This window comes from Rubrivirga halophila (assembly GCF_046845755.1).
Lineage (GTDB): Bacteria > Bacteroidota > Rhodothermia > Rhodothermales > Rubricoccaceae > Rubrivirga.
Map to the genome: position 1 here is coordinate 1,441,734 of NZ_CP177357.1, position 13,771 is coordinate 1,455,504.

General features: G+C 73.3%; 10 protein-coding genes. 7 read left to right on the top strand and 3 right to left on the bottom strand.

The annotated features are described in order from the left end of the window. Nucleotides 1-2 precede the first annotated feature (2 nt). Genes ACLIRP_RS06160 through ACLIRP_RS06170 form a run of 3 tightly spaced genes read left to right on the top strand, consistent with a single transcriptional unit; the run spans nucleotide 3 to nucleotide 3,115 of the window. Nucleotides 3-746: a class I SAM-dependent methyltransferase gene (locus tag ACLIRP_RS06160; RefSeq protein ID WP_412063085.1), complete on the top strand. Its 744-nt coding sequence runs from the start codon at nucleotides 3-5 to the stop codon at nucleotides 744-746. Further along, nucleotides 746-2,011, top strand: coding sequence for a glycosyltransferase family 4 protein (locus tag ACLIRP_RS06165; protein WP_412063086.1), 1,266 nt, complete (start codon nucleotides 746-748; stop codon nucleotides 2,009-2,011). The genes ACLIRP_RS06160 and ACLIRP_RS06165 overlap by 1 nt, the downstream gene beginning before the upstream one ends. A 3-nt stretch (nucleotides 2,012-2,014) precedes the next feature. Next, nucleotides 2,015-3,115 carry an NAD-dependent epimerase/dehydratase family protein gene (locus tag ACLIRP_RS06170; RefSeq protein ID WP_412063087.1) on the top strand — a complete coding sequence of 367 codons (1,101 nt, stop codon included), beginning with the start codon at nucleotides 2,015-2,017 and terminating at the stop codon, nucleotides 3,113-3,115. 85 nt (nucleotides 3,116-3,200) lie between these two features. On the opposite strand, the gene ACLIRP_RS06175 is transcribed toward ACLIRP_RS06170, so the two are convergent. The 3 genes from ACLIRP_RS06175 to tsaB form a co-directional block, all read right to left on the bottom strand. After that, nucleotides 3,201-4,880 (bottom strand): hypothetical protein, encoded by a 1,680-nt coding sequence (locus ACLIRP_RS06175; RefSeq protein ID WP_412063088.1) that lies wholly within the window; start codon nucleotides 4,878-4,880, stop codon nucleotides 3,201-3,203. 84 nt (nucleotides 4,881-4,964) lie between these two features. Beyond that, complete coding sequence (accD, locus tag ACLIRP_RS06180; protein ID WP_412063089.1) at nucleotides 4,965-5,870, bottom strand: acetyl-CoA carboxylase, carboxyltransferase subunit beta; 906 nt, start codon at nucleotides 5,868-5,870, stop codon at nucleotides 4,965-4,967. Between the two features lie 18 nt (nucleotides 5,871-5,888). Beyond that, the gene (tsaB, locus tag ACLIRP_RS06185; protein WP_412063090.1) at nucleotides 5,889-6,548 is read right to left on the bottom strand and encodes a tRNA (adenosine(37)-N6)-threonylcarbamoyltransferase complex dimerization subunit type 1 TsaB; all 660 of its coding nucleotides are present in this window, start codon (nucleotides 6,546-6,548) and stop codon (nucleotides 5,889-5,891) included. Between the two features lie 80 nt (nucleotides 6,549-6,628). On the opposite strand from tsaB, the gene ACLIRP_RS06190 reads away from it, so the two are divergent. From ACLIRP_RS06190 to ACLIRP_RS06205, 4 genes are read left to right on the top strand one after another with little or no spacing between them, the layout of a single operon-like run. Further along, nucleotides 6,629-8,248 carry a hypothetical protein gene (locus ACLIRP_RS06190; RefSeq protein WP_412063091.1) on the top strand — a complete coding sequence of 540 codons (1,620 nt, stop codon included), beginning with the start codon at nucleotides 6,629-6,631 and terminating at the stop codon, nucleotides 8,246-8,248. Then, nucleotides 8,248-10,347: a hypothetical protein gene (locus ACLIRP_RS06195; protein WP_412063092.1), complete on the top strand. Its 2,100-nt coding sequence runs from the start codon at nucleotides 8,248-8,250 to the stop codon at nucleotides 10,345-10,347. Before ACLIRP_RS06190 ends, ACLIRP_RS06195 begins: the two co-directional genes overlap by 1 nt. Further along, entirely contained in the window at nucleotides 10,344-12,200 is a 1,857-nt protein-coding gene (locus ACLIRP_RS06200) for a DUF2194 domain-containing protein (protein ID WP_412063093.1), read from the top strand. Before ACLIRP_RS06195 ends, ACLIRP_RS06200 begins: the two co-directional genes overlap by 4 nt. Next, nucleotides 12,197-13,741 carry a tetratricopeptide repeat protein gene (locus ACLIRP_RS06205; RefSeq protein WP_412063094.1) on the top strand — a complete coding sequence of 515 codons (1,545 nt, stop codon included), beginning with the start codon at nucleotides 12,197-12,199 and terminating at the stop codon, nucleotides 13,739-13,741. Before ACLIRP_RS06200 ends, ACLIRP_RS06205 begins: the two co-directional genes overlap by 4 nt. The last annotated feature ends 30 nt before the right edge of the window (nucleotides 13,742-13,771 follow it).

The window sequence follows — 13,771 nt, forward strand, 5'->3', positions numbered from 1 at the left end:
CTGTGGACCGCACCGTCCTTCTCGAGTCCGTCTACCCCGAGGCCCGGTTCGGCGGCTTCTCCCGCGTCGACGGCACGGTCGCATTCTACACCCGGGTCCGGGCCCTGCTCGACCCGTCGCACGTCGTTCTCGACGTCGGCTGCGGGCGGGGAAAGAGCGAGGACGACCCGTCGCCGACGCGCCGCCAGCTCCAGAACCTGCGCGGCGACGTCGCGACGGTGATCGGGATCGACGTGGACGAGCGGGCGGCGGGGAACCCCAAGGTCGACGAGTTCCGCCCCATCGAGGCGCTCGACCGGTGGCCCGTCGGCGACGGTTCGGTCGACGTGATCGTCTCCGATTACGTCTTGGAGCACGTGGCCGACCCGGAGGGCTACCTCTCGGAAGCGCACCGCGTGCTCCGCCCCGGCGGGATGCTGTGCGCGCGGACGCCGAACAAGCTCGGCTACGTCGCGCTCGTGGCCCAGGCCGTCCCCAACCGGCTGCACGCCCGCGTGGTCGGGACGGCGCAGGCGGCGCGCGCCGAGCACGACGTGTTCCCCACGGTCTACAAGATGAACCGGCGGGGCTCGTTGCTGCGCCAGCTCGAGGCCCACGGGTTCGACGGCGAGGTCGTCCGCCACGAGTCGGAGCCGAGCTACCTCGCGTTCTCGCCGCTGGCGTACCGGCTCGGGGCGCTCGTCCACCGGGCCCTTCCGGGTCCGCTCAAGAACCAGCTCTTCGTATTCGCCCGCCGCCGTCGCTGATGCCCCGCCTGCTCTTCGTCAACCAGCACTACTGGCCCGACATCGCGTCGACGGGACAGCACCTGACGGACCTCGCCGAGCACTGTGCTGCGCGCGGGTTCGACGTCGACGTGCTGTGCGCGCACGCGAGGTACCTCGCCGGCGAGTTGGAGGCGCCCGCCGAAGAGGTCCACAACGGCGTCCGCATCCGCCGCCTGCGGACGACGGCGTTCGGGCGAGGCTCGCACCTCGGCCGGCTCGCCGACTACGGCGGCTTCTACCTCGGCGTCCTGCGCCGCTTGCTCACAGGCCCCGCGTACGACTTGGTCGTCGTCCTCACGACGCCGCCTCTGCTGAGCTACGCCGCGTCGCTGATGCGGCGGCTCCGCAAGCGGCCGTACGCGATCTGGTCGATGGACCTGCACCCCGACGCCGAAGTCGGGCTCGGGATGCTGGCCGCCGGAGGGCTCCCTGCGAGACGGCTCGAAGCGTTCAACCGAACTGGCTACCGGACCGCGGACCTCGTGATCGACCTCGGCTTCCGCATGAAGGAGCGGATCGAGGCCAAGGGCGTCGAGGCGGACCGACTCCAGACGATCGCGGTGTGGAGCGACGGGGAGGAGGTGTTCCCGGTCGACCCCGCCGACAACGCCGTCCGCCGCGAGCTGGGCCTAGATCCGGACCGCTTCGTGGTGATGTACTCGGGGAACGCCGGGCTGGCGCACCGTTTCGACGAGGTGCTCGAGGCCATGTGCCGGCTTCGAGACGACCCCCGCTTTTTCTTCCTGTTCGTCGGCGGCGGCCCGCGCAAGGCCGAGGTCGAGGCGTACATCGCCGAGCACGGCATCTCGAACGCCGTGTACCGGGGGTACTTCCCGCGCGAGCACCTGGCGCAGTCGCTCTCCGCCGGCGACGTCCACCTGCTGACCCTGCGCGAGGCGATGGCGGGCATCGCCGTCCCGGGCAAGCTCTACGGCGTGATGGCGGCGGGCCGTCCGATCGTGATGGTGGGCCCGGAGCGCTCGGAGCCGGCCCAGACCATTCGCGACCACGACATCGGGGAGGTCGTCGATCCGCACGCGCCGGACGCGGTGGAGCGGCTCGTCTCCATCTTGCAGGCGCTCGCCGACGAACCCGGCCAACGTCACGCCACGGGTGCGCACGCGCGCACTGTATTCGAGGCGCACTACGATCGGCCCATCCTTTGCGAAGCCTGGGCCCAGACCCTGGCCGACCACCTCGACCACGACCTCCCCGCACCGACGCCCATCGCCGTCCCCGCCTGACCCATGACCGACCTCGCACTCGACCACGACCCCGCCCAGACCCGCGTCCTCGTGACTGGCGCCGGCGGCTTTATCGGCCATCACCTGGTGACTTACCTCAAGGACCGGGGCTACTGGGTCCGCGGTGTCGACATCAAGGCGCCCGAGTTCGAGGCGACGCGCGCCGACGAGTTCGACCTGCTCGACCTGCGCCGCTGGGACGCCTGCCTCGACGCGCTCCGCACGGCGCCCGACGGCCAGGGCATCGACCACGTCTACGCGCTCGCGGCCGACATGGGCGGGATGGGCTTTATCTCGGCCAACCACAGCCTGATCCTCCACAACAACGTGTTGATCAACACGCACACCCTGGAGGCCGCCCGCAAGGCGGGCGCGACGCGCTACTTCTACACGTCGTCGGCGTGCGTCTACCCGGAGCACCTCCAGACCTCCGCCGACGCGGCGCCGCTCAAGGAGGACGACGCGTACCCGGCGGCGCCCCAGGACGCGTACGGCTGGGAAAAGCTCTTTACCGAGCTGCTCTGCCACTACTACGCGGGCGACTACGGAATGGAGACGCGCACGGTGCGCTTCCACAACGTCTACGGCGAGAAGGGGACCTGGGAGGGCGGGCGCGAGAAGGCGCCGGCCGCGATGATGCGAAAGACGGCGTACGCCAAGCTCATGGGCGGCAAAGAAGGCGCCCCGGGTGGCACTCCGACCGTCGAGATCTGGGGCGACGGCGAGCAGACGCGCTCGTTCATGCACGTCGACGACTGCTGCGAGGGCGTCTACCGGCTCATGATGTCCGACCACCGCGAGCCGCTGAACCTGGGCCGCGACCGGATGGTGACCATCAACGAGCTGTGCGACATCGCCGCGGGCGCGGCGGGCGTCGACGTGGTCCACGAGCACGTCGACGGCCCGATGGGCGTGCGCGGGCGGAACTCGGACAACACGATGCTGCGCGAGGTGCTCGGCTGGGAGCCCACGATCCCGCTCGAGGACGGCGTCGCACGGACGTACCGGTGGATCGAGGGCCAGCTCCGCGCCAAGCTGGCGGCCGAGGGCATGCTCCCCGCCGAGGCCGGCGACGGCGCGTCCGTCGCTGCGATTCCCGCTTAGCCTCCGACCGTAACGTTTGGCCGAGCCGCGCCTTCCTCGACGCTGGAGGAGGGCGCGGCGCGCTCACCGCCGGCCACGAGTGCTTTTAAAAGCGCGAGGTCTGGTAGGGGAGGCCCCAGCGTAGCTGGACGAACCCGGTCGCGGTCCGGTCGAGGCCGGTCTCGGCGTCGTCGAAGGCGTGGTACCGCGCGCCGAGGCCCAGGATGAGCTCGGGCAACAGCTCGTAGCCGCCCCAGACCTCCCCGATCGTCTCCCGCTGGCGGACGCCCTGCAGCGTCGTCGCGTTGTTGTCGGTCACGCGGGTCACGTAGCTCAGCGAAGCGTCGGAGCCGAAGTTCTCCGTCTCCGTGTTCCGGCCGCGGACCGTGTACGAGCCGTGGGCGCCGAACGAGAGCCGGGGCGTGGGGAGGTACTCGGCCCACAGCGAGAGGTCCGACGAGTTGGGCCCGGCCGGGTGGCCGAGCGGGTCGGCATAGTGCACGTAGGCCGTCGAGGCCGAGCGGTGCGAGTAGAGGTATGGCCGTTGGCGGGTGTACTCGCCACGGAGCGACAGGCCGCGGACCCGCGCCTCGCCCCAGCCGGGGTCGACCACGTGCGCGCCGAGCAGAAACCCCCACTTGTTGCCCCACCAGTCGTCGGAGAGCCGGCCGAACGCGAGCTCGTCGAGGAGGAGCTGGCCGTAGGTCCGGTAGCCGGGCGCCGCGTTCCACGCCAGCCCCGCCCCCAGGAGGGCGTTGTCGAGCGTGCCGAGGTCGGCCTCGACGGCGCGGTAGAACACCAACGGGTTGAGGTACGCCAACTCGAACCCGCTCCGCTGTCCGCCCGTCGTGTCGTCGGCGAAGACGGTCATTTCGAAGAGCTCCGCTTCGAGCCCGTACGGGAGGTCGAAGGCGAGCTGGTGGAGCGCCGTGAACGAGCGGGGGTAGAGCTGGCGGTCGGCCGCGCTCCGCTCGATGGGCCGGATGCGGCGCTCGAACCGGTTCGTGTAGCGGACCCGCCAGAAGCGGGACCGGAACTCGACGTGGTCCTGGGGGGCCGAGTAGTCGGAGCGCTCGAGGGAGCCCTCGCCGAAGCCCCAGTTGGCTCGGCCCCGCCCCGCGCGGACCTCGAAAAAGCTCGCGCGGAAGCCGACGATGCCGGAGGCGTCCCAGTAGTCGTAGGTCGTCCGGGCGTCGTTGATCTTGGTGAACCCTTGCCGCGGCGTGGTGAAGGTGGACCACTCGACCCGCTCGGGGACCTCCTGGACCTCCATCAGCTGGGTGTCGAAAAAGACGGGCCCGGCGTGGCCGGCGACGCGCAGGCCGCGCGAGTAGCGAAACGACGTGGACCGCGGGTCCCGGCCGTCGCCCCCCGTCCGGCGCGTGGGCCCGTGCGTGAGGTACATCAGCGGCTGGCCGCGGACGGCGTACCCGTCGCCGTCGGCCGACACCAGCGACTCCCCGTCGTCGTAGAGCCCGATTCCGACGTTGCGGCCCCACTCGGCGCCGGGCGCCGGCGCCAAGCCTCGGTACCGGTCGAGGGACGCCCGGTCCACGGGCGATAGGCGGACGCCCCCGCTGTCGACGCGGACCGCCAGCGAGTCGAGCATCGCCTGCGCCTCGTAGGCGGACAGCGGGAACGTCGTGAGCAAGACGCCGTCGAGCGTGCCCGCGGTCTGCTGGCGCTGGAGAAAGCGCTGGACCGGGTCGTCCATCGGCAGGATCCCCTCGTCGACCTGGGCCGAGGCGGCGGCGGCGAGGGCGACGAACAGGAAGAGCGGGCGCATCGGTCGGCGGGAGCGGGTCTCCGAAGGTACCCGGCCCGTCGATTCCACGGCGCTTTGCGTGAGCGCCTGCGGGCGCCGGGCGGACTAGCCCTCCGCGTCGGCGGCGACGCTCGCGGCGGGCGCCGGGGCGTCGGCCGGCTCGTCCGCCTCCATCAGAAGGTCGAGCACGTGCGCCAGCGTGTCGCGCAAGGTCTTGCGCGGGACGATCTTGTCGATGAACCCGTGCTCGAGCAAGAACTCGGCGCGCTGGAAGCCCTTGGGGAGGTCCCGGCCGATCGTCTCGCGGATCACGCGCGGGCCGGCGAAGCCGATGAGCGCCTTGGGCTCGGCGAGGTTGAGGTCGCCCAGCATGGCAAACGAGGCCGTCACGCCGCCGGTCGTGGGGTGCGTCATGAGCGAGATGAACGGGAGCTTGCGCTCGGCGAGCACGGCGAGGTTGGCGCTCGTCTTGGCCATCTGCATCAGCGACAGCGCGCCCTCCATCATCCGCGCCCCGCCCGACTGGCTGATGACGACGCACGCGCGCCCCTCGTCGGCCGCCCGGCGGATGGCGCGGGCCACGATCTCGCCGACGACGGAGCCCATCGAGCCGCCGATGTAGGTGAAGTCCATGGCCGCGATGGAGGTCGGGTGGCCGCCGACCCGGCCGGTGCCGCTGACGGCGCCGTCGTTGAGCCCCGTCTTGCGGTCGGCCGCCACGATTCGGTCGGTGTACGGCTTGCGGTCCACAAACTCGAGCGCGTCGACCGAGTGGAGCGTCGCGTCGTGGCGCTCGTAGGCGCCGTCGTCGAAGATCAGGCCGAGGTAGCCGAGCCCGGACATCGGGTAGTGGTGGCCGCAGTCCGGGCACACCAGCAGGTTGTCCTCCAGCTCACGCTGGCTCGTGATCGTGCCGCACTCGGGGCACTTGAGCCAGTACCCCTCAGGGGTCTCGTTCTGCTCGCTGCGGTTGGTCTTGATGCCGGCAGACTCTCGCTTAAACCAGGCCATAGGGGAGACGGGGGGCCGTCACGGGTTCGGGGACGAGAAGATACCCCGGGGCCGTGACGCCGCGACGGGCTTGAGGTAGGCGGGCACGAGCGCGCCCACATCGTCGGCCCCGCGCGCTCCGTGGAGGCGCCGCGCGAGCCGGCCGACGGCGACCGCGGACGGCGCCAGCGCCACCCGGGCCACGGCTGGGCGGACGCCCGCCAGCCGGTCCGCGCCGGGCCCCCCGATCCCGGCCAGGTCGGCGGGCAACCAGCCCTCGGCCTCGGCGACAGCGAGCGCCGTCGGCGGTCGGACCTCGGCGCCCCCATCGTAGACGGCCGCGTACACCTCGCCCCGGCGCGACGGCAGGACCGCCGCGACCGGCCCATGCGACCCGTCCGCGAGGGCGCGGAGCGTTGGCACGCCGACGATCTCGGCGCCGCTGGCGACGGCCAGCCCCTTCGCCACACCCAGCCCAATCCGCAGGCCGGTGTACGAGCCGGGGCCGATGGAGACGCCGACAAGGTCGAGGTCCGCCGCCGACCGGCCGGCGTGCGCCAGCGCCTCCTGAATCAGGGGCGCCAGCCGCCGCCCATGCGAGCGGGGCACCGCGATGGACGCCTGCACGGCGACCGCGTCGTCGTCGAGCAGGGCGATCGCGCAGACGTCGCTGGCGGTTTCGATGGCGAGGATGAACATGGCGAGGAAGCAGGGGGCGGGTCAACGGGGAGGGCGCCGTGGGGTTCAGCCGGGCGGGGCGGTCGCCGATAATTGGACCGATGTCCGACACCCTTCCGGCGGCGGCTCCGCCCCCTATCGCCCCCCAGGTCGTCGCCGCCGAGCACGACCTCGCTACGGCCGTGGCGTTCCGGATCGGCCGGCCCGTCGACGCGTGGTCCGTGGTGGCGGCGCTGGAGAGCGAGGGCTGGCGCGACGTGGACGCCGCTGCGTTCGGACGTGCGGACCTGTTCGATCTGGGCGAGGCCATCTACCCGGCATGCGTCACCGAGGCCGCGTCGGCGGGACCGAGCCTGGAGGCGGCCGAGGCACGGGAGACGATCCCGACGCTCGCCCGGCGCTTTTCCGGCAGCTACGGACGAGGCATGCTCTACGCGCTCCCGGTGACCGGGCAGATCGCGGCCCTCGTCTGGCTCGGCTACTCGCTGTGGGCGTCGGTCCGGCTGACCGAGGGGGCGGCGACCATGATCGCCATGGGCACGATCGCCAGCTTTATCGCCACGGCCGGCTTCGTCCAGGCGCTCGCGCACGAGACGTCGCGGCTGCTGGGGCACGACTTGGGGGGACAGGCCCGCCGCGTCGCGTTCCGGATCGCGAGACTGGGCGCCGGATTCGTGGCGTCCACCGGAGCGCTCGGGGTCCTCGTCAACCTGGTCGTGCCGTTCTACCCCGCGATGCTCGCGCTGGTGGGGACGCTGTACTACGTGCTGCTGGGCTGGCTGTGGCTGGCGCTGGCGCTGCTCTACGTCGAGGAGCGGCTGTGGGCGGTCGCCGCGGCGACGACGCTCGGGATCCTGCCCGTGTGGGGCGCCGTGGCGGGCCTCGGGTGGAACGTCCACCTGGCCCACGCGCTCGGGCTGGCCGTCGCGATCGCGATCGCCCTCGGGATCGCCACGCGCACGCTGGGGGCGGGCGCCGACCGCGACGCCGGCGACGGACCCGAGCCGCCCCTCCCGCGCGTCTCGACCGTCGTCCACACGACGCTCCCTTACGTGGCGTACGGCATCCTATACTTTGCCGTCCTGTTCGCCGACCGCGTCGTCTCGTGGTCGGCCTCCGGCGACGACCCGCTGGCGTACCCGATCTGGTTTCGGACGGAGTACGAGCTCGGGATGGACTGGGCGTTGGCGGTCATCTTTGCGATGCTGGCGGCCGTGCCGTTTTCGGTCCGGCGGATGTCGGGGCAGATCCACGAGCTCGGCGGCCTGGTGGACCCTCAGGCCGCCGGGGCCCACATGGCGGCGCAATACGCGCGCCACCTGTTCTTGCTCGTTGTCATCGGCGTGGTGGCCGTGGCGCTGGTGTGGGCCGGCGGGCTGTGGCTGGGGACGTACGGGCCCGAGCTGCTCCACCCGATCTTCCGGGCGGGCGTCACGCGGTACGTGTTCTTGATCGCGGCGGCGGGCTACTTCTGCTTCAGCGTCGGGCTGATGAACGGGCTCATCTTCCTGGCCCAGGGGCAGACGGGCCGGGTCCTCGTGCCGCTCGCGTGGGCGCTCGCGGTCGACCTCGCCGTCGGCCTCGTCGCCACGCGGGGGTGGGGCTACGAGCACGCCGGGTGGGGCCTGCTGGTCGGGGCCGCACTGTTCGCCGGGCTCACGACGCGGCACGCGGTCCGCATGCTCCGCCGGGCCGACTACTTCGCCTACGCCGCGTACTGATGGACGGCGTCCCCTACGGCCTCGAACTGATGGTGGGCCTGCTCCGGGTGAGCGTGGTCGCCCTGGTCTCGTTCGTCCTCTTTACACGCGCGGCGCTGCCCGGCCCGCCGAAGACCTCGTCGTGGGAGGGGCGCGGCTGGGGCGACGCCGTGCTGGGGGTCTCGGCGACAGTCGTCGCGGCCTCCGCGCTCGGCGTGCTCGGCCTGCTCGACACGATGTCGCTCGCGACCACGCTCGCGCTCGCGCTCGCCGGGGGCGCGGTGCTTCGGTACCGCCGGGTCTGGCGCCGCACCCTGCTCCTCACCTACGCCGACGGGCTCCGGTGGCTGGAGCGGCTCGTCCCTCCGGGCCCCATCGCCCCCGGCGCCGACGACCCCCCATCCGACCCGGTGTCGATCCGGGCCCTCCTCGTCCCCGACCGTCCTAGGTCGGCGGCACGGTCGGTCGATCCACAGCAGGCGACGGCGATGTCGTGGAGGGCGTCGGTCGGCGTCGTCGCCGTCGTGGCCATCGGGGTGCGTCTGATCCCCGCCTTCGCCGAGCCGGCGCCGTTCACGCTCCGGTTCTACGCCAGTTTGGAGACGCTCAAGGGGCTGATGGTCGGGGCGCCGACGGGGAGCGAGGGCGGCTGGGGGCTGCCCGCGCTGGCGCTGGCGCTCTCCGAGATGGCGCGCGTGGAGCCCTCGCTCGTGCTGCGTGGGGCGGGCGCGGTCGCGGCCGGGGCCGTCACCTACGGGGTCTGGAAGACGGTCCGCTTTTACTGGGGCGGTCCGGTGGGCGCCTTTGCGGGCGCGCTGCTCGTGGCGGTCGGCGGGCCGCTGTTGGCCGTGCCCATCGAGCGGCAGGCAGGCGCCGAGCCGCTGCTCCTGGCCGCGGCGCTCGCGCTGCCCGTCTTTCCCCACCTCGCCGCCTACGTGGGGGACGGCAACCGGCGCGGCATCTCCGTCGGGCTCGTCGGGCTGATGGCGACGGGCCTGGTGTACCCGGCCGTCGGGGCGCTGCTGGCGGCGCTCGTCGGCCTGCACGTGCTGGCGATCGTGGTGCAGGTCCGGGTGCGCCGGGCCCTCGGCGGGCAGCGACGGGGCCACTACCGCGACCGGGGACTCGTCCGCCGCGCGGGACTGCTGCTGGGGGCGGGGGCTGCGTTTGCCGGCGCGTGGCGTGGGTACGTGCTCCTGCTCGACACCCTGGGCCTCGAGGGGTCCGTGTTCTTTTTCGAGAACGCGGACGTCGCCGTCGCCCTCCCCGGGGCGGTCGCGCTGGTGCTGGGCGGGCTGCTGGTGGTGGCGCCCATCGTGCCCGGCCGGTCCATCTACTCGGAGATGCTCCCCCGGCCCGGCGCGCTGGTCCGGAACGGGGCCCAGACGCTCGGCCTGCTGGCGGTGTGGGTGGGCACCGGCGGCGACCTCGTGGGCGTCTCCGGCGGCGCCGCGGTGCTGTTGACGTGCTCGGTGGCCATCGCCGCGGGGCTCCTCGTCAACGAGGTCTACATCCGCGTCGTGGAGCCGCTCCGGATTCTGGTCCTGGGCGTCGGGCGGGCCCCCGTCTGGGCCCCGTCGGCGGTGGCGCTCGCCGCGGCGTTTGTGGTCGTGACGACCGGCTGGGGCGTGCCGGTGCCCGGGCCGCCCGTCGAGCCGGCCGGCTTCGTCGAAGCGTTTCAGGACATCGCCGACCATTCGATCCCTTACACCTGGACCGTCGTCTCCCACAACGGGATCGGCCTCCGGGCCCGGCACCGAGGCCGCTTCATGGACTACGAGTACTTCCTCCAGAACTTCGACGCCGGTTGGTACTCGCACCACGGCCGCGACGCGATCCCGACGCCCGACGTCTACCTCTTCCTCGAGCGCGGCCGCGGCCCCTCACTCGTGCGGGAAGAGCTGAGGCCCTCGGGGCGCCGCCATTCGGAGCGGTTGCGCACGTGGGTCGACACCTACGCCCGTCGCGACGACCTGCCGGCCACGCTGACCGTCGTCTACCGCGACGACGAGGTCGAGGTGCTCCGCCTCGGTCGCCCGGCCGGCACGCTGCTCGAAGTGCCCGCCGACCTCGTCATCCCCGGCGCGCCCGCGCCGATCGCTCGCGCCGACGCCCGATGACCGCCCTCCGCGCCCTGCTCGCCGTCGTCGGCATCGCGGCCACCGTCCTCGTCGGGTCCCGGATGCTCGCGGCCGACGCGGACGCCCGCTTCGTGGCGGTCGTCGACCGGCCGGTGGCTGCACGCGCCGCCGAGGTGCTCCTGCTCGTCGACGGAACGGACCCCTACGCCGCGCCCGTCGTCGAGCACGTGCGGACGGCCCTGGGGCGGACCCGCGTCGCGTTCGCGGAACACGACCTCGCGTCCGGCCAGCCGCTCCCGCCGCTCGGCTCGATGCAGGCGGTGCTGACCGTCGTCGAACGCTTGGGCCAGATGTCCGACGAGGACGCCCGCGAGCTGTCCGCGTTCGTGCGCGGCGGAGGCGGGCTGGCGGTGTTGTACCGGGGGCACGACGCCCGTCTCGCCGGTCTTCTAGGGGTCGAGCTGACAGGGGCGCCTCGGTTTTCGACCGCCCCGGAGCCCCTGACGTTCACAGACGCCCTGATGCCTGGGGGCGACGACCTCACGCTCCAGCCGGTGGCGCTGTCCGCCCTCGACGTGCGCGCCGCGTCCGACTGCGACGTGTTCGCCGAGCGCGAGCAGGGCCGGCCGCTGGCGTGGACGTGCGCCCGGGGCGCAGGCCGCGTCGTGTTCTGGAACACGGTCGCGCTCGGGGCGAAGGCGTTCCGAGGGCACCTGCTGCAGTCGCTGGCGCTCGTCCACCCCGCGCACGTCCGCCCGATGGCGGGGTGGGCGACCGTCTACCTCGACGACTTCCCGTCGCCGGCCTCGAACCAGCGCGTCGAGCCGATCTGGAGTGCGCACGGGGAGTCGCCCGCGACGTTCTACGCCCATCGGTGGTACCCGGACATGGTGGCGATCGGGGAGCGCTACGACCTCCCCTACACGAGCACAGTCATCTATTCCTACAACGGCCGCACGACCCCGCCCTTCGATCTCGGGGAGTGGCTGACCGGCCGGGTCCAGAGCTTCGGCGGGCTGGTCCCGTACGCGCCCTACATCATGGCGGAGGACGCAGGGCGCTCGGAGCTGGCGCTCCACGGCTACAACCACGAGCCGCTCCGCCTTGACGTCTGGGGCACGCAAGCGCCCATGATCGACGCGCTCCGGGTCGCGCGGCGTCGCTGGGTCTCGGAGGACGCCGCACCGCTGCCCACAACGTACGTCCCGCCGATGAACCGCATCGACTCGGTCGGCGTGGCGGCGCTGCGGGCGGCGTTCCCGGAGACCCGCACCATCGCCGGCCTGTACTTCGGGCCGTCGGAGCTCGGGCAGGACCGGGAGTTCGGGCCCGAGCCGTGGGCCCCCGAGGTGTACGCGCTCCCCCGCAACACCGCCGGCTACGTAATGGGCGACGAGGCCCGCCTGCGGACCCTGACCCTGCTGACCTCGCTCGGCGTCTGGTCCCACTTCGTCCACCCCGACGACGTGTACCCCAACGCGGACCGCGCGACCTCGTACCGCGAGATGGGCCTCGACGACCCCGCGGCGTTGGGGTGGGAGGGGGGCGACGGGCTCCGCGCCGCCTTCGAGCGCTGGGTCCGCTTCGTCCAGCTGCGCTACCCCTGGATCGATTTCGTGACCGCCCGCCAGGCCGCCGACCGGATGCACGCCTTCGACCGCCTGTCGCTGGCGTCGACCCCGCGCGACGAGGCGGACGGGCGGGCGCTCGCTCTCCGGCTCAGCCAGCCCCGCCAGACGGTCGTGACCTGGGCCCGGCCGGGCGAGGCGCTGGTCGAGGTCGACGGCGGCACAATCGTTGACGTGTGGGAGGGCCCGCTCCTCACCCAGTACACCGTGCGCGCGTCGGGCCTCGACGTGTCGCTGCGGTTCCGCGATCTCCCGACCCCATGACGTTCCGTGCCGCCGGCCTCGCGCTCGCCCTCGCCCTGTCGGCAGGGGCGTCCGCCCAGGACCGCCCCTCGCTCGACGCCCTCGCCGCCCGCGTGGCGGAGGCGCCCGACGACGCCCAGGCGCGGCGCGCGCTGGCCGCCCGCTACACCGAGGCCGGTCGGCCCGAGGCCGCCGTGCCCCACCTCGCGTGGCTCGCCGACAGCCGGCCCGCCGACCCTGACGTGCTCCGGCAGCTCGTCCAGCACCTGCTCTGGACCGACCGCGCGTCGGAGGCCGTGCCCGTCCTCGACCGCCTGGTGGCCGTCGACCCCGCCGACGACGACGCCCGCGTCCGGCTCGCGGGCCTGCTGACGTGGGACGGCGGGGCCGCCCGGGCCGTCGACCTGCTGGCGCCGATCGCCGAGCGCCGGCCCGCCGACCCGGCCGTCCAGCGCGCCTTCGCCTTCGCCCTGCTCGCCGCCGGCGACGACCGGGCTCGGCGCCAGCTCGATCGCGCCCTCGGGCTCGCGCCCGACGACGCGACGCTGCTGCTCGAGTCCGCCGCGGTCGAGCGGTGGGACGGCGACTGGTCGCTCGCCGAGCGCCGCGCGCGCCGCGCCCTTGGGATCGGCCTCGACGCCGATGCCGCACGCCGCGCCTACGCCCTGCTCGCGGACATCCGCACCCTGCAGACGCCGGAGGTCACCACCCGAATTACCCGGGGCGACGACTCGAACGGCATCGAGCGCGTGGCCTCGCCCGTCCGTGTCGAGGCCGTCGTGTCGTCGCGTTGGGCGGTCGGCGTCGAGGGCACCCGGGAGATGATCTCCGGCCGCGACGACGCCAGCGCCCGGGCCGCCAGCTATGTGCCCTTCGCCGTCTGGACGCCCGCACGCGGACTCCGTGTGGAAGGCGCCGCGGGGATCGAGAGCTCGCCGGGCGACCTGAGCCCCGTCGTCCGTGCCCGGGTCCAGAAATCGTGGGCGGGGGAGCAGTTCGCCCTCGTCCGCCTCACCGGCGAGACGCGCCGGGCGACGGACGCCGCGACTGCCCTCGAAGCCGGCCTCCGGCGGACGACCGTGACGGCCGAGGCGTACGCCGAGCCCTCGTCGGCGCTCTCGGCCTTCGGGTCGGTCGCCGCCCACCGATACTCGGACGGCAACGCTCGCGTCCAGGCCTCCGCCTCGGGCCGCTGGCTCCCGTTTCGCGTCGGGACCACGGGCCCGCGCCCGGCCGCCGCCATCGGGCCGACCGCCACGCTCGTTTACGACGACACCCAGACCGTGTACCCCGACTCGCGCCCCTACTACACGCCCTCCAACCTGTGGACCGGCTCTGTCGGCCTGGCCGCGGCCCTCGCGCCGACCGGCGGGGTCCGTCTCGACGGGACGCTGGGCCTGGCGCGCCAGTCCGGGACGTTCGCGGCGACGAGCCTGGCGTACGGCCTCGCCGTCGAGGTCGAGCACGGGCGCAACGCCGTGCGGCTCGAGGCGCGCCGCTCGGGGTCCTCCGCCTACGCGGCCGACGCGGTGTCCCTGTCCGCCCGCTTCCGCCTCCCCTGAACGCTGTGTCGCCCCCCCTTTGGATCGGAT

Bases quoted from the DNA above. Each gene is read 5' to 3' on its own strand.
- ACLIRP_RS06175 (WP_412063088.1), bottom strand. From the start codon at position 4,880: ATGCGCCCGCTCTTCCTGTTCGTCGCCCTCGCCGCCGCCGCCTCGGCC.
- ACLIRP_RS06195 (WP_412063092.1), top strand. From the start codon at position 8,248: ATGGACGGCGTCCCCTACGGCCTCGAACTGATGGTGGGCCTGCTCCGG.
- ACLIRP_RS06170 (WP_412063087.1), top strand. From the start codon at position 2,015: ATGACCGACCTCGCACTCGACCACGACCCCGCCCAGACCCGCGTCCTC.
- accD (WP_412063089.1), bottom strand. From the start codon at position 5,870: ATGGCCTGGTTTAAGCGAGAGTCTGCCGGCATCAAGACCAACCGCAGC.
- ACLIRP_RS06205 (WP_412063094.1), top strand. From the start codon at position 12,197: ATGACGTTCCGTGCCGCCGGCCTCGCGCTCGCCCTCGCCCTGTCGGCA.
- ACLIRP_RS06190 (WP_412063091.1), top strand. From the start codon at position 6,629: ATGTCCGACACCCTTCCGGCGGCGGCTCCGCCCCCTATCGCCCCCCAG.
- tsaB (WP_412063090.1), bottom strand. From the start codon at position 6,548: ATGTTCATCCTCGCCATCGAAACCGCCAGCGACGTCTGCGCGATCGCC.
- ACLIRP_RS06165 (WP_412063086.1), top strand. From the start codon at position 746: ATGCCCCGCCTGCTCTTCGTCAACCAGCACTACTGGCCCGACATCGCG.
- ACLIRP_RS06200 (WP_412063093.1), top strand. From the start codon at position 10,344: ATGACCGCCCTCCGCGCCCTGCTCGCCGTCGTCGGCATCGCGGCCACC.